The sequence below is a fragment of the Desulfovibrio legallii genome (assembly GCF_004309735.1).
Taxonomy (GTDB): domain Bacteria; phylum Desulfobacterota; class Desulfovibrionia; order Desulfovibrionales; family Desulfovibrionaceae; genus Desulfovibrio; species Desulfovibrio legallii.
Map to the genome: position 1 here is coordinate 49,584 of NZ_SIXC01000003.1, position 23,495 is coordinate 73,078.

The 23,495-nt window shown below is 64.1% G+C and carries 16 protein-coding genes; 10 read left to right on the forward strand and 6 right to left on the reverse strand.

The features are described from left to right. Positions 1-8: 8 nt before the first annotated feature. Complete coding sequence (locus EB812_RS02780; protein WP_118230422.1) at positions 9-1,352, forward strand: deoxyguanosinetriphosphate triphosphohydrolase; 1,344 nt, start codon at positions 9-11, stop codon at positions 1,350-1,352. Between the two features lie 27 nt (positions 1,353-1,379). Here EB812_RS02780 and EB812_RS02785 read toward each other — a convergent pair whose 3' ends face one another. After that, entirely contained in the window at positions 1,380-1,958 is a 579-nt protein-coding gene (locus EB812_RS02785; protein WP_118230421.1) for an adenylyl-sulfate kinase, read from the reverse strand. Positions 1,959-2,117: 159 nt separating this feature from the next. Beyond that, positions 2,118-3,695 carry a lytic transglycosylase domain-containing protein gene (locus tag EB812_RS02790; protein ID WP_242621168.1) on the reverse strand — a complete coding sequence of 526 codons (1,578 nt, stop codon included), beginning with the start codon at positions 3,693-3,695 and terminating at the stop codon, positions 2,118-2,120. A 185-nt stretch (positions 3,696-3,880) separates the two neighbouring features. On the opposite strand from EB812_RS02790, the gene EB812_RS02795 reads away from it, so the two are divergent. Continuing rightward, positions 3,881-4,702 (forward strand): TrmH family RNA methyltransferase, encoded by an 822-nt coding sequence (locus EB812_RS02795; RefSeq protein WP_130957796.1) that lies wholly within the window; start codon positions 3,881-3,883, stop codon positions 4,700-4,702. Positions 4,703-5,082: 380 nt separating this feature from the next. Here EB812_RS02795 and EB812_RS02800 read toward each other — a convergent pair whose 3' ends face one another. After that, complete coding sequence (locus EB812_RS02800) at positions 5,083-7,176, reverse strand: methyl-accepting chemotaxis protein (RefSeq protein ID WP_118230418.1); 2,094 nt, start codon at positions 7,174-7,176, stop codon at positions 5,083-5,085. 398 nt (positions 7,177-7,574) lie between these two features. On the opposite strand from EB812_RS02800, the gene EB812_RS02805 reads away from it, so the two are divergent. From EB812_RS02805 to trpA, 7 genes are all read left to right on the forward strand, one after another. Further along, the gene (locus tag EB812_RS02805) at positions 7,575-11,516 is read left to right on the forward strand and encodes a response regulator (RefSeq protein ID WP_165450879.1); all 3,942 of its coding nucleotides are present in this window, start codon (positions 7,575-7,577) and stop codon (positions 11,514-11,516) included. A gap of 266 nt (positions 11,517-11,782) precedes the next feature. After that, positions 11,783-13,234, forward strand: coding sequence for an anthranilate synthase component I family protein (locus EB812_RS02810; RefSeq protein WP_118230416.1), 1,452 nt, complete (start codon positions 11,783-11,785; stop codon positions 13,232-13,234). After that, positions 13,215-14,813, forward strand: a complete 1,599-nt coding sequence (gene trpD, locus EB812_RS02815) for an anthranilate phosphoribosyltransferase (protein WP_118230415.1) — start codon at positions 13,215-13,217, stop codon at positions 14,811-14,813. The genes EB812_RS02810 and trpD overlap by 20 nt, the downstream gene beginning before the upstream one ends. Then, the gene (locus tag EB812_RS02820; protein ID WP_130957798.1) at positions 14,803-15,654 is read left to right on the forward strand and encodes an indole-3-glycerol phosphate synthase TrpC; all 852 of its coding nucleotides are present in this window, start codon (positions 14,803-14,805) and stop codon (positions 15,652-15,654) included. Before trpD ends, EB812_RS02820 begins: the two co-directional genes overlap by 11 nt. Further along, positions 15,645-16,277: a phosphoribosylanthranilate isomerase gene (locus EB812_RS02825; protein WP_118230413.1), complete on the forward strand. Its 633-nt coding sequence runs from the start codon at positions 15,645-15,647 to the stop codon at positions 16,275-16,277. The genes EB812_RS02820 and EB812_RS02825 overlap by 10 nt, the downstream gene beginning before the upstream one ends. Beyond that, positions 16,274-17,464: a tryptophan synthase subunit beta gene (gene trpB / locus EB812_RS02830; protein WP_118230412.1), complete on the forward strand. Its 1,191-nt coding sequence runs from the start codon at positions 16,274-16,276 to the stop codon at positions 17,462-17,464. The genes EB812_RS02825 and trpB overlap by 4 nt, the downstream gene beginning before the upstream one ends. Further along, a complete protein-coding gene (gene trpA / locus EB812_RS02835; RefSeq protein WP_207287307.1) occupies positions 17,461-18,252 on the forward strand; it encodes a tryptophan synthase subunit alpha in 792 nt (263 codons plus the stop codon). The genes trpB and trpA overlap by 4 nt, the downstream gene beginning before the upstream one ends. Positions 18,253-18,740: 488 nt before the next feature. Here the strand turns inward: trpA and EB812_RS02840 are convergent, their stop codons facing one another. The 3 genes from EB812_RS02840 to greA form a co-directional block, all read right to left on the reverse strand. Continuing rightward, a complete protein-coding gene (locus EB812_RS02840; protein WP_118230410.1) occupies positions 18,741-19,652 on the reverse strand; it encodes a D-alanyl-D-alanine carboxypeptidase family protein in 912 nt (303 codons plus the stop codon). Beyond that, positions 19,645-20,748 carry an AI-2E family transporter gene (locus tag EB812_RS02845; protein WP_118230409.1) on the reverse strand — a complete coding sequence of 368 codons (1,104 nt, stop codon included), beginning with the start codon at positions 20,746-20,748 and terminating at the stop codon, positions 19,645-19,647. Before EB812_RS02845 ends, EB812_RS02840 begins: the two co-directional genes overlap by 8 nt. 292 nt (positions 20,749-21,040) lie before the next feature. Further along, positions 21,041-21,529, reverse strand: a complete 489-nt coding sequence (gene greA, locus EB812_RS02850) for a transcription elongation factor GreA (protein WP_118230408.1) — start codon at positions 21,527-21,529, stop codon at positions 21,041-21,043. Positions 21,530-21,824: 295 nt separating this feature from the next. Between greA and EB812_RS02855 the strand changes: the two genes are divergently transcribed. Continuing rightward, positions 21,825-23,381 carry a putative bifunctional lysylphosphatidylglycerol flippase/synthetase gene (locus EB812_RS02855; RefSeq protein ID WP_118230407.1) on the forward strand — a complete coding sequence of 519 codons (1,557 nt, stop codon included), beginning with the start codon at positions 21,825-21,827 and terminating at the stop codon, positions 23,379-23,381. The last annotated feature ends 114 nt before the right edge of the window (positions 23,382-23,495 follow it).

Genomic DNA, 23,495 nt, shown 5'->3' on the forward strand with positions numbered 1-23,495 from the left:
GAGGGACTATGGCCGCGTATGCCCAACAATGGAAGAAACTTCTGGCTCCATGGCGCAAAACCAGCGACGCGCGGCGTGAGGATACGCTGAACGCGGTGCGCAATCCTTTTTTGGTGGATTACGACAGGCTGATCTTTGCCAGTTCGTTCCGGCGGCTGGCCCGCAAAACCCAGGTCCACCCCCTGGTGCGCAACGACCACATCCACAACCGTCTGACCCATTCGTTGGAAGTGGGCTGCGTGGGCCGCTCCCTGGTCATGACGGTCGGGGCCGCCCTGCAGGAGCGCGGCGACCTGCCCGCACCCTACGGGCCGGAGCACCTGGGGCAGATTGTCCAGGCCGCCTGCCTGGCCCACGACATCGGCAATCCGCCCTTTGGTCACGCCGGGGAGGAGGCCATCCGTGACTGGTTTTGTGATCAGGCGGGGAAAAACGGCTGTTTTGGCCCGTTGCGTGAAGAGGAGCGGGCCGATTTTATGGCCTTTGACGGCAACGCGCAGGGCTTTCGCGTCGTCAACGCGCTGGAGAACAACAAGGACCGCGGCGGTCTGCGTCTGACCTTTCCGGTCGTCGCCAGTCTGGTTAAATATCCGCGGTCCGCCCGTGAGGCCCTGGACCGCCACAGTCGCAAATTCAATTTTTACACGGCGGAGAGGGAGCTTTTCGCCGAGATTTTTCAGACCCTGGGGCTGGGGGACGGCCCCTGGCAACGGCATCCGCTCTCTTACCTGCTGGAGGCGGCGGACGACATCTGCTACCGCATTATCGACATGGAGGACGCGCGAGAACTGCGCATCATCGGTTACGCTGACCTCTTCGCGGTCATGAAGCCGCTGCTGGTGCCGGGCGGGGCGGACCGTCTGGAGCGTATGGATTCAGACCGGCGGCGCTCCGGCATGCTGCGCACCCTGGCTATGGGAACCATTATTCCTTCCGTGGCCCGGACTTTTATGGAGCGCTATGAAGACATTATGCACGGCGCGCTGGAAGGCGATCTGCTGCGCCACGCGCAGCCCCAGGTGCGCGACTTTATGGACGCCGCCAAAGAGATATTTAACGGCAAGATCATGAACGACCCCCAGAAAACCGCACTGGAAATAGGCACCTATACCCTGTACCGACGGCTGCTGGACGTATTTATTCCGGCCTGCTGCAATTCGTGCGGCAACGTGCCCATGAGCTATCGCGAAACCCGCGCCCTGACCCTTATGGGGGCCAACGCGCCGGGCGTGGACGACAACCTGTATACCGCCTGCCTGCGGGTGGTGGATTTTGTTTCAGGCATGACCGACGACTACGCCACCTTTGTTTCCCGTCAGTTTTCCGGCACTGCCGGCGGCAGGGACCACTGACGGGCCAACGGGGGACAGACCTTTGCCCTACAGGGCAATGCAGGGCCGCAGCGCCTGGGCTGCGGGCGGCAGGGCCCGCAGGGCGTCGTTCTGCCAGTCAAGGGCGTTCAGAGTCAGGTCGCGCAGGATCTCGTAACTTTCCGCCAGGGTGCGCCGGTCCGTGTCAATGACGGCATGGGCCTCACGCGGGGTATCAAACGCGTCCGAAACGCCGGAAAGCCGGGTGACCAGCCCCTTGGCGGCGGCACTGTAGAGCCCCTTGGTGTCGCGCTGCAGCAGGGTGGTGAGGCCGCAGCGCACCCAGACTTCACGGTAGCGGGGCAGCAGCTCGCGGTTTTTGCGCCGCATGTCCGCATAGGGCGTGATGGCAGCCACAATGCAGACCCGGCCCAGGGCCTGTTCCTGCAGGGCCGCGTCGCGCAGGGCGTCGATATGACGGCGGCGATCCTCGGGAGTGAAGCCGCAAAAGCCGTGGGCGCGGCGGAATCGATCGCCGTCCAGCAGGGTCACGGTCTGCCCCTGGCCTTCCAGATAGAGCCGCAGCAGGGAGCCGAGGGTGGTTTTGCCGCTGCCGGAAAGGCCCAGCAGCCAGATGACGGGCGTCATAGCAACCTCTTTATGGTAAAAAAACGGGAGCGGAATATCCGCTCCCGTTTTTTTGCAAAAAAGTTGCCAAACATATAATTATAATGATTTATTAAATAAAATTTTCAACAAGCTCCGTCGCCGGTAGTTTGACCAGGCTGTTGCTGCCGCAACGCCGGTTTATTGGCGCACCACCAGGGTCGCGCCCGCGCGCAGGGATTTGGGGTCCACCTTGTTCCAACGCTGCAGGTCTTCCACGCTCACGTTATGGGCGCGGGCGATTTTCCAGAGGTTGTCGTTGCTCTGCACGGTGTAGGTCTGGCGGCGGCCGCCGGTTTTGGCCGCGGCGGCACGGGGTGCGGGCGCTGGCGCGTCGCGACCCGGAATGCGCAGCTCCGCCCCGGCGTGGATGACATTGGGGTTGGCTATGCCATTGTATTCCTGCAGGTCTTTGACGCTCACGCCATAGCGGCGGGCCACGGCGTAGAGAGTTTCGTCCGCCCGCAGGGTGTGACGGGCGTCGTTGCCGCGGCTCTGTACGGTCCTTTCGTTCCGGGCTACGGCGCGGGGGGCTTTTTCTCTTTGCCTTGGGGCGGAGCGGGCGTCCAGCGCGGCCACGGCTCTGGGGGACATATCCACCGAGCGGGGCACCAGTACGGTTTCTCCGGTGCGCAGGCTGGCGTTGCCGGGGTTCAGGGCCCGCAGGCGGGCCTCAGGCACGCCGCAGCGGCGGCTGATCTTGGACCAGGAATCGGCATTGCTGCCCACGCGCACTACGGTCCAGCCCGCGTAGGGCGCGCCCTGGGGGGAGTGCAAAAAGGCCAGGGCCTCACGCTCGCGCTGGGCGGGCAGGTAGACAAAGGTGTTGCGCCCTGTATCGGAAATGGGCTGTTTGTGGTGAGGGTTGTAGGCGCGGAAGTCTTCCCAGTCCAGACGGCAGGCCGCGGCTAGGGCCATGAGGTCCGTGCCCGGACGGGCTGTGAGGCGTCGCACCTCCGGCGCGTTTTCCGGAGTCACCGGGGCAAAGCCCAGCTGGGGCAGGTTGCGCATGATCTTGGTGACGGCCAGAAAGCGCGGCACGTATTGCTTGGTTTCTTCCCGCAGACGGGCTTTGTCGTCCAGCAGGTGGTTGCGGGCCTTGACCTCAAAAAAGTCCTTGCCGCCTGTGCCCTGTTTGGCGCGGCCCATCTTGCCCTCGCCCGCGTTGTAGGCGGCGATGGCCGTGGGCCAGTCGCCGAAGTCGCCATAGAGCTTCTGCAGGTAGTCCGCCGCCGCTTCAGTCGCCTGGTAGGGGTCCAGGCGCTCGTCCGTCCACCAGTCCTGGTTCAGGCCGTAGTTACGTCCGGTGGAGGGCATGAACTGCCAGGCCCCGGCAGCGCCGGCGGGCGATTTGGCGTCAGGGCGGTAGCCGCTTTCCACAATGGCCAGGTAGGCCAGTTCCTCCGGCATGCCGCGTGAACGAAAAACCTTGCGGGCATAGGCCAAGTAGCGCTCCGCCCTTTTGGAAAAGACGTTCATGGTGGGGCGGCCCTGGCGCAAAAAGTATTTGTACTGGCGGGCCACATCGGGCATGGCCGCTTCGGGAACGTTTTTGTCGATCTGGCCGGTGGATTTGAGGGCGGCCAGCTCTGCAGTGGAAAGGGGCGGGGAATTGTCTTCGGGCACCAGCAGCGAAGGCATGTCGCCCTTGTTGCCCGAGCTCTGCCGCGAGGCGCAGCCCCCGGCCAGCATGAGGCAGCAGCAGACAAAAAGGAACAATCCTCGAACCGTTGCCGGCCGCCGCCGGCTTCCAAGGCAGTGCATGACGTTCTCCGTGGGCATCGTCGGCTTGCCAGGAGCCGGGGGGATGCCGTAGACCTTCTTCTGTATGTTACGCGGCCGTAAGGCCGCCTTTCACCTTTTTTCGGCCGCCCCCGGCGGCCTGTGCCCGCGCGGAGACGTCCATGTCCCATTCTGACGAAGCAGCCCCGCTGCTGCCCGGCCTCAAACCCGTGCTGGAGCTTTTGTCCAGCGATCCGCAGCGTATTGACTGCATATTCTGCAAAAAAGGCCTGCGCGGCCCCGAAGCCCAGGCAATACAGGCCCTTTGCCGGGAGCGTGGCGTGCGTTTTACCCTGGTGGAGCAGGCCGCCCTGGACCGGCTTTGCCGTCCTGGCCAGGCCGGAGCCCGCAGCGGGGGCGGGCGGCCGCCCGTGGCCCATCAGGGGGTGGTGGCCCGGCTGGCCGCCGCCGGCTTCTGTGAGCTGACTGACCTGCTGGCCGCCGTGAACAACGCTCCCTTGCCGCTCATTGTGGCCCTGGACCAGGTGCAGGACCCCGGCAATGTGGGCACCTTGTGCCGCACGCTCTATGCCCTGGGCGGGGCGGGGCTGTTGCTGCCGCGCCATAATAGCGCGTATCTGGGCCCGGCCGCCCAGCGGGCCGCCGCAGGCGCTCTGGAGCGCCTGCCCGTGGCCAAAGTGACCAACCTGGGCCACGCCCTGGACAGCGCCGAAGAAGCGGGCCTGAACATTTACGGCGCGGGCGGCGGGCCCGGAACAATGGACGCTTTTGCCGTGCCCTTGCGCCTGCCCGCCGTGCTGGTGCTGGGCAATGAGGACAAAGGCCTGCGGCCCGGCGTGCTCAAGCGCTGTGGGGCTGTGCTGCGCATTCCGCAGGCCCGGCCCTTTGATTCGCTCAATGTGGCGCAGGCCGGGGCCATCCTGCTGGGGCTTACTGCCGCGCGGCACAGTGGCTGCGACACTTTTTTGCCTGCGCAAAACTGATATAGCAAAAAGCGCGCCAATGTGCTGTCGCTGACAGTACACAAAAAAATTGTCAACAACAATAGCTAAAATGGGGAACATGCGTCATGTTCCCCATTTTTTGTTGGCCTTTATATTTTAAAAAAAGTCTAGAATTATTTTATGCAATTACTATAACAGTTGTATATTCTTTGCGGACGCAATGTTGGAATGTATGACCGCTGCATTGCACGGCAATAGCACGGTATGCGCCGCTTGGGCGTATGCCGGTACATGCCTGCGGCGTGTGCGCCTTTGTACGGGGCAGTGTTTGCGGGCTGTCCGGCGCAAAAACGGCCTGGGAATACGTAAACCCAGGCCGTTTGGGGTACGGCAAGCACGCTGCCCCGGCAGCCGAGGCGTTAGCTGTGCTGCAGTTCGGCAATAAGGCCGCTCAGACGCTGGGACTGCGCGGTCAGATCCCCCACAGCCGCAGTGGCGGCGCGCATGGCCTGAGCCGTCTGGGCCGAGAGTTCGTTGACGTGCACAATGGACTGGTTGATTTCTTCACTGGCGGCGGACTGCTCTTCGCTGGCCGTGGCAATGGCGCCCACCTGGTCTGCTGTTGCTTCCACATTGCCCACTATTTCTTCCAGGGCCTTGCCGGATTGCCCGGCGAAGTCCGCAGCGGTTTCCACTTCGCGCAGGGCCTTGTCCATGGCTTCCACGCTCTGGGAGGTGCTGGTCTGGATGGCGCTGATGGCGTTGCCCACATCGTTGGTGGAGGCCATGGTCTTTTCGGCCAGCTTGCGCACCTCGTCCGCCACCACGGCAAAGCCGCGCCCGGCCTCGCCGGCGCGGGCGGCCTCAATGGCGGCGTTGAGGGCCAGCAGGTTGGTCTGGTCGGCAATGTCCGAAATGACGTTCATGATTCTGGTGATGGCCTGGGCGTGCTCGTTGAGCTGGTTCATATCCTCCTTGAGGGCCTGTGAAACGCGCTGCACCTGGTCAATGCTCTGCAGGGCCTGCTGTACGATGCGCGCGCCGCCTTCGGCATTGGAGCGCGTTTCGGAGGAAACGGACGAAGCTGCGGAGGCGTTGCGGGCTACCTCCTGCACTGTGGCGTTCATTTCGTTCATGGCAGTGGCGGCTTCGTCCAGGCGGCGGGCGGATTCGTCGGCACTGTGGTTGGATTGTTCTATCTGGGCGGCAAGCTGGTCTGAAGCCGCGCCAATGGCCCGGACCACGTTTTCCAATTGGGCGGCGGCGGCAAGCATGCCGTCCCGTTTGGCGGTTTCGGCCTGGCGGGCCGCGCCTTCAGCCCTGGTTTTGGCCTCCTGGGCTTCTGTGGCGGCCTGCTGGGCGGCGCGGTTTTTCTCCTCGCCTTCCTCCAGCAGCTTTTTGATGTTGTCCACCATATGCTCCACACCCTGGCCCAGCACGGTAAATTCGTCCCGCCGCTTGGCGGCGTCGGTCAGCAAGGCGCGTTCCTGTGCATTAAGCTCCAAACGGCCGCCGGCCACGGCTTCGGTCATGCCCGAAATGCCGCCCAGCAGGCGCGCAATGGCGCGCGAGGCCAGGATGATGATGGCCCCCACCACCAGGGCGCAGGCCAGGGCCAGGAAGATGTTGTTGCGCAGCATGGTCATGATGGGGGCGTACAGTTCCTCCCTGTCAAATTCCAGGCAGAGCACCCAGCCTTCTTCGGGCATGCGCGTGTAGTAGACGATTTTTTCTTTGCCCTGCGCATCGGTATAGCTTGCCCGGCCGTCATCTGCAGCCAGCATCTGCCGCACTACAGGATTTTTACTTTCATCGTTGCCCATGCGGCTGGCGTCGCGGTGCAGGGTGACCCGTCCTTTGAGGTCGTAGGCGTACATGCTGCCGTGTTCGCCAAAGCGCACCTTGTTGGTGGTGACCTTGGCCAGATTGAAGTTGTCCACCCCGGTCCAGATCACGCCTTTGACCTTGCCGTTGTCCGTCAGGGGCATGGCTATGACTGTGGTCACCTTGCCGGTGGTGGCGCTGACCAGACTCATGACTGTGGTTTTACCCGCGATGCCGCGCTTATAATATTCCCGACTGGAAAAGTCCTTGCCCACGGATGCGCTGGGATTTTTTTCGCCCGTCACATGATGGGCGATGGTCAGACCGGCGGCGTCCATCACCCCGCAGAAGGCCACCTTGGAATTGCGCTCGGTAAAGGCTTTGAGAGCCGTATCCGTCCGCTGGAAGAGGGGCTGCAGCTCCTCCTGGGGCAGGCCCGTGTTGTGGGCGTCCAGAAAGGCGTTGATGCGGTTGTTTTCCGCCAGCAGGCTCAGGGTTTCCTGCAGGCCTTCAAACACGGCGTGCAGGCTGATTTCCTGGTTGTCCAGCAGGGTAAGGACGTCCTGCCTGATCTGTTGGCGCAGAGTGTTTTCAGACATGCGGTAGCTCAGGCCGGCCACAAGCAACAGGCCGATAATGGCTGGCAGCAGGACAACAATCAGCATCTTTTGCATCAATCCCATCTTCATGCGGCCTCCTTGCGGCTGAACCTTCAAAAAATTCTCGAAGCGCAATCGCCGTCGCTCCTGCCCGGGACAAGCGCGGCAGCCGGTATGATTGCGGGGTCATGGAGACTCCGCAGCCCGTTTGCATGCGTGTCATGAATAGTATCGTCTATCCGGATGAAGCGATTAGGGATGCTTTGCAATCTGTCTGAATAACAAAAAATTTTAATTTTAAAAAAATATGAAAAATTTGTTGTTGCATTGGCGCATGCGCTTTGTTACTAAAATATAGTATGGAATTTATATAATATTTTTTAAAAAGCCGTGCGGCAAGGGACGTCATGGCCAGGACAACAGTATATATATTGGTTGGTTGCATCCTGCTGTTGTCGGTCATAAGGGCGCAGACGGCGTCCGCAGCCGTGGATTCTGCCCCTCCCCTGGTCATAGCCTGCATGACGGGCAACGAACCGCTTTCTTTTGTTGCCAAAACCGGCGAGCCGGCTGGGCTGCTGGTGGATTTCTGGCGTTTGTGGGGCCGCAAGGTGGGGCGTGCGGTCACCTTCCGCATGGCGTCGTGGGACGCTACTGTGGCAGACCTCAGGGCGGGCCGCGCCCAGATCCATTTTGGCATGTATATCACGGGAGACCGGGCCGTCTGGGCGCACTTCGGTCCGCCCCTGTACCCCGCCCGCACGGGAATTTTGTCCGCCGCCGGCGGCCGGGAAGCCGTCGACCCCGCTCAGCTGGGCGAGGGCGGCATTGCCGTGCTCAATGGCTCGGTGCAGGAATCCTTTTTGCGCGAGCGCTATCCGGATCTGCGCCTGTTGCCGGCCAACAACATCACGGCAATGCTTATGGCCGTGGTGCGCGGGCAGGCGCAGGGTGTGGCCGGCATGCTCCCCACGCTCTACAGCGCCATCGACGCCCTGGGCCTTACCCCACACTTTGCGCAGCGGCCCATCATTCTTTTTACCCGCAGCCTGCACCCCGCCGTGCGCAAAGAGGATGCGGCCCTGCTGCCCTTGCTGGAGGAGGGTTTTGCCCGCATCAGCCGTGACGAACTGGTGGGGCTGGAAAACCGCTGGATACGCAACCGCGACCTGCGCGTCTGGGGCAAGATGCGGCGGGAGCTGCGCCTCAATGATGTGGAGCGGGCTTGGCTCGCCGCGCACCCTCTCTGGCGTGTGGCGCTGCACGGGCAATGGCCGCCGCTGGAATTTGCCAGTGGGGAGCAGATGCGCGGATTGAGCCTGGACGTGGTCCGCCTGCTGACCGTCGGTCTGGGGGTGGAGGCCGTGCCCGTGCCCTTGGGGCGCGGCGTCGTCGCCGCCCCCGTGGATGCCGATGTAGTCCCGTTTATGGACGACGTGCCGGCCGGGACGCGGCCCTGGCTGTTCACCCGGTCGGTTTTGTCTTTGCCGGTGGCCGCGATCATGCGCGACAGCGACCGTCTGGTTACAGGTTTTGACGATCTGGCGGGCAAGACCCTGGCTGTCCACAACCATCTGGGGCTGGAGGCCAGGCTGCGCGAGCTCGTCCCTGATGTAAAGACGGTCCCGCTGGCGGGGGTGAACGCCGGGCTCGACGGGCTGCGGCGGGGCGATTACGATGCCGTGGTGGACCTGGCCCTGGCGGCGGATTACACCCTGCGCAACGGCGACATCAAAGGCCTGCGCCCTGTGCCCTTGCCCGGCTTGCAATATGCGGTGCGGCTGGCCGTGCGGGGCGATTGGCCGCAGCTGGTCGGCATCCTTGATAAGGCGCTGGACAGCGTGCCCCACGACGACCTGGTGGATCTGGTGGAGCATTGGGCCAACCTGCAGGTGGAGCGGACCACAGACTGGACTTTTGTCTGGCGTCTGACGGCGCTGGGGCTGCTTTGCGGCGGCAGTCTGCTGGGCGTCACTCTGCTCTGGAACCGTCGTCTGGCGCGGGAATCGCGGGCGCGACGGCAGGCCCTGGACGCGGCCGAAGCCAATGCCGAGGCTCTGGAGCAGCGCGAGCAGCAGTTGCGGGCCATCGTGGACCATTTGCCCAGCATGGTGATTTTGAAGGACGAAGCCGGGCGGTATCTGTTAATAAACAAAAGGGTTGAGGAATTTTTCGGTCGGTCCGCCGCTGAACTGGAGGGCAAGACCAACAGCGCTTTGCTGTCGGCGGCGAAAGCCGCTGAGGCTGCCCGGGTGGACCGGGAGGTGCTGGCCTCCGGCGGGATACGCCGGTATCAGGAGGTCATGCACAATAAGGACGGCGAAGCGCGCGATGTAGAGGTGGTCAAGGTGCCCCTGCGCGATGAAAAAGGGCGTTTGTTCGGCCTCATTTTTACCGGCACGGACGTGACCGAGCGTCGGCGGGCCGAGCGGGAAATGCGTCGGGCCGAGGCGGAAATGGCCCAGATTTTCAACGCCTCCGGCGGCGGCATGCGCGTTATTGACCGTGATCTGCGGGTGCAGGAGGTAAACGCGGCCTACCTGCGGCTTTTTGATCATAGCCGGGACGCGGTGCCCGGCGCTCCGGGCGGCGGCCCTCTGGACGAAGACGGCGGCGTGACCGTGGCGCTTGTGCGGCGCGTGCTGCAGGGGGAAGCCCGCTCCACGGGCACGGCCTTGCGGCATGCCCGCACCGGGCGGGCCGTCTACTGCGACCTGGTGATGACGCCCCTGATTGCGCCCGACGGCGTGCTGCGGGGCGTTATTGAAGACTGCCGCGACGTGACTGACCTGGTGCAGAGCCGCCAAGCCATGGAGCAGGCCAAGCAGGCTGCGGAGCAGGCCAACCGGGCCAAGAGCGAATTTCTCGCCAACATGAGCCACGAAATCCGTACGCCCATGAACGCCATCATGGGCCTGACCCATCTGCTGCAGCAGACCGATGTCACGCCCCGGCAGCACGAATACCTGCGGCACATTGCCGCCTCCGCCCGCGCCCTGTTGCGGATTATCAACGATATTCTGGACTTTTCCAAAATTGAAGCCGGGCGTATGGAAATGGAGCAGACGGAATTTGCGCTGGAGGAAGTGCTCGATCAGCTCATGGGGCTGGAATCGGCCAAGAGCGCGGACAAGGGTCTGGAGCTGCTGCTGCACCTGAGCCCGGACGTGCCCCGCCGGCTGGTGGGGGATCCTCTGCGTCTGGGGCAGGTGCTTATTAATCTGGTGGACAATGCCGTCAAATTTACGGAAAAGGGCGAGGTGGCGGTGGCCGTGCAGCGCGAAAGTCAGGGGGACGGCCATGCGGTTTTGCGTTTTTCCGTGCGCGATACGGGCATGGGCATGACCGAGGACCAGGCGGCCATGCTGTTTCAGCCCTTTGCCCAGGCGGATACCTCCACCACCCGCCGGTTCGGGGGCACGGGGCTGGGGCTTTCCATCTGCCGGCGGATTGTGAGCCTCATGGGTGGGGAGCTTCGGGTGGAGAGCGAAGTGGGGGAGGGCAGCACGTTTTGGTTCACGGCCCACTTTGGTCTGGCGGCTGATCAGGCGCGGCCTGCCACCGTGGCCTGCCGCGACCAGGCTGGCCTGCAGGGGCTGCGGGTGCTGGTGGTGGACGATGCCGCCACCGGGCGGGAAATCCTCTGCCAGGCTCTGGAAACTGTAGGCTTCTGTTCCGGGCAGGCCGCCAGCGGCGGCGAGGCCTTGGACGAACTGGTGCGGGCCGCGCGCGCAGGCGAACCCTACCAGCTGGTGCTTATGGACTGGAAAATGCCCAGCCCGGACGGCATAGAAACGGCAGAGCTGATCCGCGCCTGCCCGGATTTGCCCCACACGCCCACGGTGTTCATGGTTTCCGCCTATGGGCGGGAAGAAATCATGCGTCGGGCTCAGGCTGCGGGCATACGTCACTTTTTAATCAAACCCGTAAGCCCCATGCTGCTGCTGCAGACCATCGGGGAGGTGTTTGGCTCGTCGGTCGCCGCCTCGGCCCGGCCCCTTGCCGCTGCCCCGCCCCGGGCCATGGCAGAAGGCGACAGCCTGCGGGTTTTGTTGGCCGAAGACAATGAAATCAACCAGCTGGTGGCCAAGGAACTGCTGGAGGCCGCCGGCCTGACGGTAGATATTGCCAACAATGGCCGTGAAGCCGTGGACATGGCCCTGGAGGGCGACTACGCCGCCGTGTTCATGGATATTCATATGCCGGAGATGGACGGCATCACCGCCACCCAGTTGCTGCGGGGCACGGAGCGCTGCCGCAGCCTGCCCATCATTGCCCTGACGGCTGACGGCATGCTGGGCGACCATGAAAAAAGCCTGGCCGCCGGTATGGACGACCACCTGCCCAAACCCATTGACCCTGAAAGTCTGATGGCGGCCGTGCGCCGCTGGGTGCGGCCCGCGGCGAGCTCCATGAGCGACACGGCCTGAAATGTTTTCAGCGGATTTTTGTTGACAGAAACGCAGCCTGTCGGTAATCTGCCAAAAAATACGGAATAAGGGGTTTGCATGTCCGGTCTTTCCCACACCATTCTTTTCAGCCTGCAGGGCTGGTGGTGGCGCAAGCAACTGCGTGGGGGAGACGTGCGGGCCTAGGTTCCGGTACGTTGGTTTGGTCGTCTATGAGCGCCGTCTCCCCGTGGAGACGGCGCTTTTTGTTTTTAACCCTTTTTGCAACAACCTGAAGGAAGCCGCAAATGCACAACAAGGGGAACGCGCAGCCGGAAATCACGCTGCAACAGTCCGCCCGCTGGCTGCCGGCGGACATGGATACGCCCATCAGTCTGTTTATGGGCATGGTGGGGCAGGACAACGGCATTCTGCTGGAAAGCGCCGAGGTGGACGGCCGTTGGGGCCGCTACAGCATTTTGGCCTGCGACGCCGCACTGTTCATTGCCTGCCGTGACGGCAACCTGGAACTCACCGTGCTGGACGAGCGCCTCACAGGGCTGCAGAAGTTTGCAGGCCGCCCCTTTGTGCAGGGCCTGCGCGCGCTCATGCGGACCGTGGACATCACGCCGCCGTCCAATGTGCCCGACCTGCCGCCCATTACCCGTGCCCTTTACGGCTATCTGGGCTTCGGCATGGCCGGACTGTTCAACCCCAAGCTGGCCCGGCTTATGCCGCCGGAAGAGGCGGACTGCCAGCTTATGCTGCCCTCCACGGTCTTGGTTTTTGACCATCTCTACAACCGCCTTTGCCAGGTAAGCCTGGGCGATCACCGTGCCCTGCAGGGGGCACGGCAGCCCTTGGAGCCCGGCGAAGCGGGGCAGGGCGCCCTGTTGGACCCGCAGACCATCAGCGCCGAACCCGGCGAACAGGGCTACAAGGACTTTGTGCGCCGCATCAAGGAGATGCTCCGCCAGGGCGAGGCCATCCAGGTGGTGCCGTCGGTGCGTTTTTCCGCCCCCTTCGCGGGCGATCCCTTTGAGCTCTACCGGCGCATGCGGCGTTTTAACGCTTCGCCCTACATGTTTTATATGCGCTTTCCGGAAATCACCCTGCTGGGATCCTCGCCGGAGGTCATGGTGCGTTGCACGGCGGGGCAGCTGCAGCTTTCGCCCATTGCGGGCACGCGCAGGCGCGGGGCCGACGATCTGGAAGACGCCCGCCTGGCCGCCGAACTGCACGACGACCCCAAGGAGCGCGCCGAGCACGTCATGCTGGTGGACCTGGGCCGCAACGACCTGGGCCGGGTGGCCCGCCCCGGCTCCGTGAACCTGGAACGCTATATGGAAGTGGAGCGCTATTCCCACGTTATGCACCTTACCAGCCGGGTTACGGCCCGCCTGGATGAAGGGCTGGACGCCCTGGACGTACTGGCGGCCACCTTCCCCGCAGGCACGGTTTCCGGCGCGCCCAAGGTGCGGGCCATGGAAATCATCCGTCAGCTGGAAGGCCGCGCCCGCGGCCCTTACGCGGGCTGCATAGGCTGGCTGGGGCTGGATAAGGACAGCGTTAATCTGGATACGGGCATCACCATTCGCAGCATGTGGCTGCACGAGGGCAGGCTGTTCTGGCAGGCGGGCGGCGGCATCGTCCACGACTCCGACCCGGAACTGGAATGGAAGGAAGTGTGCAACAAGTCGGCTATCATGCGCCTGGCCCTGCGTGCGGAGGATGCGAATCATGTTTCTGCTCATCGATAATTACGATTCTTTTACCTACAATCTGGTGCAGGCCTTTTATGCCCTGGGCCACAAGCCCGAAGTGCGCCGCAACGATGACCCGGCCCTGCTGGACCTGGCCACAAGCCCAGACCTCACCATGGTCTGCATCTCTCCCGGCCCCGGCCGCCCCGAAGATACGGGACTCTGCCCGGAATTTCTCAACCGCCTCAGTCCCCGCATCCCCGTGCTGGGCGTCTGCCTGGGCCACCAGCTGCTGGGCCTGCACGCCGGCGCGCGGGTAGAAGTGGGCCCCTGCATTATGCATGGCAAACAGTCTGAAATCGTGCACGACGGCACGGGGCTGTTTACTGGGCTGCCCAATCCCATGCGCGTGGGGCGTTACCATTCCCTGGTGGTGCGCGCCGATGAAGATGCCGCCAACCCCCGCTTTACGGTCACGGCCCGCGCTCCCGAAGGCGAAGTCATGGCCCTGCGCTACAACGACCGTCCCTGGGTAGGCGTGCAGTTTCATCCCGAATCCGTGCTGACTCCCGAAGGCCTGCGCCTGCTGGGCAACTTTCCCCAAGCCGTTATGGGCGAGGACAAGGACGCGGGCGTGGCCGACATGGCGGGCATTCTGGAGCGTCTGGCCCGTCGGGAAGATCTCACGGCCGAAATGGCCGCCGCCGGTTTTGCCGCCCTTATGGACGGCAAAATGAGCCCGGCCCAAGCTGGAGCCTTTCTTATGGGCCTGCGCATGAAGGGCGAAAGCCCCCTGGAACTGGCCCACGCCACCCGCGCCGCTTTGTCCCGCGCCGTAAGGGTGGACGGCATCTCCGGCACCACCATCGACGTGGTGGGTACGGGCGGGGACGGCCGCAATTCCTTCAACTGCTCCACGGCCACTTCCCTGACCCTGGCGGGCATGGGCTACAAGGTGGTCAAGCACGGCAACCGGGCCGTGTCCTCCAAGTGCGGCAGCGCCGACGCCCTGGAAGGCGTGGGCATAGCCCTGGACAAGGAGCCCGCTTCGGTGGCCGCCATGCTGCGCAAACGCAACTTCGCCTTCCTCTTTGCGCCGTTTTTTCATCCCTCCTTTGCCAATATCGGCCCGGTGCGCAAAGAAATGGGCGTGCGCACCCTGTTCAACATCCTGGGCCCCATGATCAACCCGGCCCGACCCAGTCACTTGCTCATGGGCGTGGCCCGGCCGGAGCTGGTGGATCTGGTGGCCGAAACCCTGCTCCAGTCGCCCCTCTATCGCGCGGCTGTGGTCTGCGGTTCGGGCAATTACGACGAGGTGACGCCCATCGGCCCCGCGCAGATGGCCCTGCTGCACGAGGGCACGGTGAACTCCATGACGCTGGACCCGCGCGAGTTTGGCATCGGCCCCTGCACGGTGGAAGACCTGGCCGTACACAGCAAGGACGAAGCCGTGGCCGTGCTCAAGGACATTCTGGCCGGTCAGGGGCCGCGTCCCATGATGGACATGGTGGTGCTCAACGTGGGTCTTGCCCTCTACCTGCTGGACGAAAAGGCGGACATGGCCCTGTGCATGGCCCGCGCCCGGGAGGCCGTGAGCAGCGGCGCGGGCAGGAAGGTGCTGGATGTTGCTTGAACGCTTCCGCGCAGCCAAGCGTGACGAGCTGGCCGCTCTACGGGCCCTGGAGGCACGGGGCGCCCTGCCCGCGCCCCTGGCGGGATCGCGTCCTTCCTTCACGGCGGCGCTGACTGCTCCAGGGCGGGAGCCGCTGGCCGTCATTGCCGAGTACAAGCGGGCCTCACCCTCGCGCGGGGTCATCTGCGAAGATCTGGAGGTGGAAGATGTGGCCGCCGCCTACCACGCGGCCGGGGCCGCCGCCCTCTCCATCCTTACCGAGCAGGCCCACTTTCACGGCAGTCTGGACTATCTGGCGCGCGCGGCCGCTCCGGCTCTGTACACGGGGCCGCGTCCGCCCCTGCTGCGCAAGGATTTTCTTTGCGATCCCCTGCAGGTGCGGGCCACGGCGGCTACTCCGGCCGCGGCCCTTTTGCTCATTGTGCGGCTCACCCCGGACGTGGCCTTGCTGCGCGGCCTGCGGGAGCTGGCCGAAAGCTGCGGCCTGGAAGCCGTGGTGGAGGTTTTTGACGCAACGGACCTGCGCCTGGCGCGGGAGAGCGGAGCGCGGCTCATCCAGGTTAATGCCCGTGACCTGGAAACGCTCTGCGTAAATCGGCAGGTCTGTCTGGAGCTTATCCACGCCTTTCCCCCCCAGGCCGGGGAAGTCTGGATTGCCGCCAGCGGCCTGAGCCGGCCGGAGCATCTGCGCGCCGCGGCAGATGCGGGCTACACGGCGGCTTTGGTCGGTGGGGCGTTGATGGAGGGCGGTAAGCCCGGCGCGGCCCTGCGCGCCCTGCTTGCGCCCCATGTGCTCCCTGCGCCCGGCGCGTCCGGGCAGGGGGGTGAAGCATGTTTGTAAAATTTTGCGGGCTTACCCGACAGGAGGACGCGGATCAGGCCGTGCGCCTGGGTGCGCGCATGGGCGGCTTCATTTTCCATCCGCGCAGTCCCAGAGGCGTGCTCCCCGCCGCAGCGGCCGCACTGGACACAGGCCCCCTCTTGCGGGTAGGCGTCTTTGTGCAGCAGGGCGCGGAAGAAATCAAAGCCGTCATGGCCGAAGCCCGGCTGGATCTGGCCCAGCTCCACGGTTGTCAGAGCGTGGAGTGCGCGCTGGCCGTGGGGCCGGAGCGGGTCATCAGGGTGCTCTGGCCGGAGCGTTACAGTCATCGAGCTTTATTGTACAATGATCTGCGTCGGCACGCAGAGGCCTGCGCCTACTATTTGCTGGACGCGGGGCTCAAGGGCGGCGGCAGCGGCCGTCGCCTGGAATGGCTGGATTTGTGTCGGCTGCGCGCGCCGCATCCCTGGCTGCTGGCCGGCGGGCTCGGTCCGGACAACGTGCGCGCGGCGCTCAACCTGTGCACGCCCGGCGGCGTGGACTTCAACTCCGGCGTGGAAGACGCGCCGGGGCGCAAGAATGCGGACAAAATGGCGGCCGCCGTCGCTGCCGCAAACCCGAAAGGCAATGGGAACATGTCATGAAAAACAGTTACTTCGGAGAGTTCGGCGGCTGCTTTGTACCCGAACTGCTCATGCCGCCGCTCATGGAAGTGGAAGCGGCCATGCGCGACATCTATCCCACAGGGGCGTTTCAGGAAGAACTGAACGACCTGCTGCACAACTACGCCGGGCGGGCCACCCCCCTGACCCACTGCCCCACGCTCTCCGGCGAACTGGGCTTTGATCTCTGGCTCAAGCGCGAAGACCTGCTCCACACCGGCGCGCACAAGGTCAACAACACCCTGGGCCAGGCCCTGCTGGCCAAACACATGGGCAAGACCGCCCTGGTGGCCGAAACGGGCGCGGGTCAGCACGGCGTGGCCACGGCCGCCGCTGCCGCGCGCCTGGGCATGCGCTGCACCGTCTACATGGGCGCGGAAGACGTGGAACGCCAGGCCCCCAACGTCACCCGCATGAAACTCCTGGGCGCGGAAGTCCACCCTGTGGAAAGCGGCACCCGTACCCTCAAGGATGCCATCAACGAGGCCCTGCGCGCCTGGATCACCTGCCAGAAAACCACCCACTACTGCTTCGGCACGGCCGCCGGACCGCACCCCTTCCCCACCCTGGTGCGCATGCTGCAAAGCGTCATCGGCAAGGAAACCCGCGCGCAGATGCTGGAAAAGACCGGCCGCCTGCCCGACGCCGTGGTGGCCTGCGTGGGCGGCGGCTCCAACGCCATCGGCATGTTCCACCCTTTTCTGGAGGACCACAGCGTGCGCCTCATCGGCGTGGAAGCCGCCGGCGAAGGCGTGCCCGGCTGCTTCAACTCCGCGCCGCTCAATCTGGGGTCGCCCGGCGTGCTGCACGGGGCCTACAGCATGCTCCTGCAGAACAGCGACGGCCAGGTGGAGCCCTCCCACTCCGTTTCCGCCGGTCTGGACTATCCCGGCGTGGGGCCGGAACACTCCTGGTTGCAAAAGACCGGCCGCGCCCACTATGCTATGGTCAAGGACGACAACGCCCTGGCCGCCTTCCAGCGCCTGTGCCGCGCCGAAGGCATTCTGCCCGCGTTGGAGTCCTCCCACGCGCTGGCCTGGGTGCTGCAGCATCCCCATGCCTTTAAGGCCGGGGATCAGGTGGTGGTCAATCTTTCCGGCCGGGGCGACAAGGACCTCGGCATCGTCACCAAGGCTCTGGGGCGGGGTACTGCCGCCAGCGAGGTATAGCCATGCATCTGCTTGAACAAAAAATCCGCGCCGCCAACGCCGAAGGTCGTCCGGCCCTGGTCCCCTTTCTCACCGCCGGTTTCCCCGACCGCAGCGCCTTTTGGCCCGCCCTTATGGAACTGGACGAAAACGGCGCGGACATCATTGAAATAGGCGTGCCCTTTTCCGACCCCGTGGCCGACGGCCCGGTGGTGGAGGAGGCCTCGCGGCGCGCCCTCAGCGACGGCGTGAGCCTGCGCGGCGTCCTTACTTCCCTGCGCGAACGCAAGGGCCTGATCAAGGCCGGGGTGGTGCTTATGGGCTATGTCAACCCCTTTCTGCAGTACGGCTACGAAAACCTGGCTCGTGATGCGGCCCGCGGCGGCGTGCACGGTTTTATCGTGCCCGACCTGCCGCATGAGGAATCCGGTCCTCTGCGTGCGGCGCTGAAAAAGGAAAATATCGCCCTCATTCCTCTGGTAGGCCCCAATACCAGTGAAGAACGCATGGCCCTCTATGCCGCCGATGGGGAAGGCTATACCTATGTCGTCTCGGTCATGGGCATTACCGGCGAACGCAATGGCCTGGCCCCTCAGGTGGCGGAAACCCTGCGTCGTGCCCGCACGGCCTTCAATCTGCCCCTGGCCCTCGGCTTCGGCTTGCGCGAACCCGCCCAACTCAAAGATCTGCCCGCCGATGCCCAGCCCGACGCCGTGGTTTTTGGCAGCGCCCTGCTCAAACACCTGGACGCCGGTCACAGTGCCGCCTCCTTCCTGGCGCAGTGGACAGGCCGCAAAGTTGAAGAGTAGCAGAGCGTAAAGATAGTGGCTTTGTGTGGGGGGAAGGGAACTTTTGTGAACAAAGGTTCCCTTCCCCCTACGCCTTCCATCCTTCAAAAAACTTTTCTCTTCTTTTTTCTTCGGGAATTTTTTCTTTTTAGAGCAGTTTACGAATGAAATGAGTTAATTGCTCTGCAAGGATTTTCTTGAAAATCCTTGCCACGAAATGCGAGAAGGCAGGCTTTTGCCTGCCGTAAGTGAGCATTTCAAGTGTTAAATACTCTAGAATACGCGCGGAATGGGCCCGGCTGGAGGAATGCCGTCGGCGAGAAGACGGCTTGCGCCAGCCGGTTACGGGTGGTGAAAGCGGGCTTTTGGCTATGGAGATTGCCGCGAAACAAGCGTGAGCTTCTGCGGCCTGCCGTGGGGGGAGGAAGCTGCGCCGGGTGGGCAGGGCAGCGCGCCCCGCGCATACGGCTGCTGGGGCGGGGTGCGCAGGGGCCAGGCCCCTGGCGGGGTTACCGCCTGCCCAGGGCTTTTTTTACGGCCTTGGGCGAGCCGGGCGCACGAAAGCCGGCCTCCACCAGGCGGCGGGCCGCGCCGTCGCGGGCGTTGCGGCTGCTGCCGCCCAGCACCACGGCCAACAGGCGGGTTTTGCCTCGCTGGGCAGTGACAATAAGGTTGTAGCCCGAGGCCACGGTCCAGCCGGTCTTGAGGCCGTTGACGCCCGCCACCGTGCCCAGCAGGGCGTTGGTGTTGCGCATGGTGCGGCCCCGGTGAGTGAAAAAGCGCGTACGGTGAAAGACCTGGGCCGAAGGGTGGCTGCGCAAGTAGGCGCGGGTCAGGGCTGCCATGTCGCGGGCCGTGGTTTTTTGCCCGGCTGCCGGCAGACCCGTGGGGTTTTTGAAGACCGTGCGGCGCATGCCCAGGGCGCGGGTCTTGGCATTCATGGCCCGGACAAACTGGCGTTGATTGCCCCCCACGCGCAGGGCCAGGGCCGTGGCGGCGTCGTTGCCTGACGCAACGGCCGCGCCGGTCAGCAACTGGCTGACGCTCACCCGTTCGCCCGTGCGCAGATGCATGGAGGAACCGCCTACCTTGGCTACGCCGGGACGGATGCGGATTATTTCCTGCAGGCGGAGTTTTTTGGCCTGCACGGCGTCCAGGGTCAGATACATGGTCATGACCTTGGTGAGAGAAGCCGGGGGGATGGCCGCGTCCGCATTTTTGGCAAAGAGCACCTTGCCCGTGTTCATATTGATGAGTATGGCCGAGCGCACGCCGCCCAGGGCGGCCAGCGCCGCCGGGGCCAGGACCAGTTGCAGCGCCAGCAGCAGAAGGAGCAGCGCCGGCAGACGCGGGGCCAGTTTTGTCGGGCGTTGGCGCGCGCCCGCGCCGTTATTGTGAAGAGGGCGGTGCGTATTAGCCATGCTGGTAGATGCGGTTGCCTTCTTCTACCGCCTGCATGGCAAAGGCCAGCAGCACGGGGCCGGCGATGAGCCCCACGGGGCCAAAACTGGCCAGGCCGCAGAGAATGGCAATGATCAACACAAAAAACGGCGCGTTGATGCCCTGCCGCAAAAACAGGGGCCGCAGCACATTGTCCACGCCGGCCACAGCCAACATGCCCCAAAGGGCCAGGCCCACGGCGGCCATGGTTTTGCCCGTAAACCAGAGCGAAAGGCAGAGCGGCAGCCAGACCAGGGCCGTGCCCACCATGGGGATGGGGGCCACCAGAGTGGCCAGCATGCCCCAGAAGGCGGGCTGCTTGACCCCGGCCACGCTGAAGCCGATGCCGCAAAGCACTCCCTGGGCCAGAGCCACCAGGACAATGCCCAGCATGATGGCGCGCAAAGCCTTGTGGATGGTGAGGGTAAAGCGCCGCAGCATGGCCTGGGGGATGCGAAAGATGCGCGCGCTGATTTTGCGGAGATGCCCGGCGTAGACCGTGAACAGAATGGTGAGGGTGACAAAAAGAAAGCTGGTCCACAGCACGCTCATGGTGCCGCCCAGCACGTCCACCCCCCTGGTCAGCAGGGTGCTGATGGCGTCGCCCAGAAAGGCGTCCACCTTCTGCAGAAATTCGTTGATGAGGCGCTCCACCCGCGGATACTCCGAAAGGCTCATGCGCCAGTCCTGCAGGGTGGCCACCCATTCCGGCGGGAGCTGAAAGTTGTTGGCCTGCAATTCTTTCAGACGGCTGAAGCCCGCGGCGGCCTGGGGCGTGACCAGCAGGGCCAGGGTGGCGATGGGGGTGATAAGAGCGGCCAGAATCATGGCAATATAGCCGCCCAGGGGGGCTTGGCGCGTCAGGCCGCGCAGCAGCCGTTGCCGCCGGGTAAGGGGGCGGCTGCGTTCCAGGCGCTGCCGCCAGATGCGGCCTTTGCGGCACAGGTGGCGGTATTGGGGCAAGGTGAGGCAGGAAAGACAAGCCGCCATAAAAATGGTGACGGGCGTATGCCAGAGCAGCAAATACCAGGCCAGGGCGGCCAGAATATAGAGCAGACGCGGCAGCGTCGGGTTCATAAATGCGCCTTGGGTTGCAGGGGCAAGGGTTGGCATGGCGACGGATGGCGTGGCCGTGGGGCGGGCGACACGGCCGCCGGCTGCCCCTTGAGGGAGCAGCCTAGCAAACCGGGGCGGGTTCTGCCAAGCCCTATGCTTCTTCCCGGCGCGTTTTGGAGCGCGTAAAAAACCCGTCCGCCTCCGGCAAAGCGGGAAAGCGGACGGGAAAGAAGCGGCGGAACCCCGTTGCGTGTTGCGGGGACGGGGACGGCTGCGGCAACTGCGGCATGGGGGCCGAGGTGTGCGCGGGGTTTTACTTGAGTACCGCGCTGCCCTGAAAGCGGACGCCGGTTACCTCATAGGTGACGCGGCCACGCGGGATATCCACGGTAACTTCGTCACCCTCCTCGCGGCCCAGCAGGGCCTGGCCTACGGGAGAGAGGAAGGAGATGGAGCCCTTGGCGGGATCCGCTTCGTCGGGGCCGAGAATGGTGAAGGTGCGCGCCTCGCCGCTGTCCACATCCTCCACGTCCACGGTGGCGCCAAAGACCACCCGGTCACCGGTGAGCTTGTCCAGGTCAATGACATGGTACAGAGCCAGGCGGGATTCGATATATTTGATGCGCGCTTCGGCCATGCCCTGGCGTTCGCGCGCGGCGTCGTACCCCGCGTTTTCGCGCAGGTCGCCCTCCTCGCGGGCTTCCTTGATGGCCTGAATGATGGCCGGACGTTCGCTTTTGAGGCGGGCCAGCTCTTCTTCCAGCCTTTTGTAGCCTTGCACGGAAATAGGGATACTCGTCATTGTCATGTCAAACCTCGCAAGCGCAAAAAAAGCGCCGCTGCCCAAGCAGCGGAGCGAGCGCTAAAAAAATTTTGGTCTTTTGGGGGAAAATCGGGACGGTCGGCAACGACCGCAGCCGCGCTCACCGGCCCGCAAACCGGGAGCGGCACCGTAACCGTTTTTTTACCCTACGCTTCAGAGGCAAAAGGGTCAAGCCCTGAGTCCGGCTTGCACTCTTGCGCGGCAACGGCACTGCGTATATGCTGAACAAACAGCCTTTCTTCGCCCCGGTGCGCATAACCCAAACTCGGCAGCCATGAAAAAATACCTGCGCTATCTCGGACCCGTGCTGGTGACCGCCATTTTTCTGCTGGCCGTCTATCTGCTTTACCACAAACTTAAAAGTTACAGCATGGCCGAAATCCGCGCCAGCATCGACCAGATCTCCGCGGCGCGCATGGGGGCTTCGTTGCTGCTCATGGCGGTCAACTACATGATTCTGGTGGGCTATGACTGGCTGGCCCTCAAGGCCATCCATAAAACCCTTCCCTTGCCGCGGGTGGCCCTGGTTTCTTTTGTGGGCCAGGCCGTGAGCTACAATTTCGGCGCGCTGCTGGGCGGCACCAGCGTGCGTTTCCGGTTTTATTCGGCCTGGGGGTTTTCGCTGGCGGAGATCGTGCGCCTGGTGCTCATGCTGGCCGTCACTTTCTGGGTGGGCGTACTGGGGCTGTGCGGCGTCATCTTTATGGTGGCCCCGCCGGTTATTCCCGGCGAGCTGCTGGCCAAAATGCCCCTGCAGGACATCCGTATTCTGGGTGTGGGGCTTACGCTCATAGCCTGTTCTTATCTGGCGCTCTGCTGCGTGGTGCGTAAACCAGTGCACATCTTCGGCAAGGAATTTGTCTTCCCCGCGCCGCGCATCGCCTTTGCTCAGGCCCTGGTGGCCTGGGTGGACATCATTGCTGCAGCCGGCTGCATGTATGTGCTGCTGCCCGGTCACATGAACATCAGTTTCCTGGATTTTCTGCCCAGTTATCTGCTGGCCCAGGTGGCTGTGGTGCTCACGCACATTCCCGGCGGCGTGGGGGTGTTTGAGCTGGTTATCCTGCATCTGACCCACACCGCGCACGAGCAGACGGTTTTTGCGGCGGTGCTGCTGTTCCGCCTGATCTACTTCATTCTGCCTCTGCTGGCCGCCGCCTTGCTGCTGGCCGTGTACGAGGTGCGCCAGCGGCGCAACATGCTGCGCGAGGCCGGGCGCTGGCTTTCAGTGCTTTCGCACTCCATTTCGGCCTATATGGTCTTTACGGCCGGGGCCATTTTGCTGGCCTCGGCCCTGCTGCCGCCGGGGCGGCACATCCTGCATATGGTGCGGGAGCTCATCCCCTACCAGGTGGTGGCTGTGGGGCATTTTGTCACCGCTGTGAGCGGCGGGGCGCTGCTGTTCATTTCTTACGGGCTGGAACGGCGGCAGGCCAGGGCTTTTCAACTGGCGGCGCTCTTTCTGGGGTTGGGGCTTGTGGGGTCGCTGCTCAACGGTTTTTCCTGGATCACGGCGCTGATGGTGTCCCTGGTGTTCTGCACGGTCTGCCTGGCGCGGCGGCGGTTTTACCGGTCGTCGTTTTTTTGGGAGGAGCCCATCCCCGCCTTCTGGCTGGCCGGAGCTCTGGGGGTGCTGGGATTGGCTGCGGCCGTGGCCTGGGCGCTCTACCACCCCTCGTTGAACAAGGCCGCACAGTGGGGTTTTGACCGGCCCCACATGGCTGCCCAGACGCTTTATGCCTTTGGCGGCGTGGCTGTCGGGTTGGTGGCTTCCTGGCTGTGGCGGGCGGCTCTGCGCCAGCGCAAGCGGCGGCGAGAGCGCAGGCGCTGAAAGCACGGCGGCAGGCGTTCCCCTGCGCCTGGCAACGCTACCCCATCAGCCGCATACCCCAGAGGCACAGCACAACCTGCTCCTCATCTCTTCTGCATCCCGGCCGGGGTACGC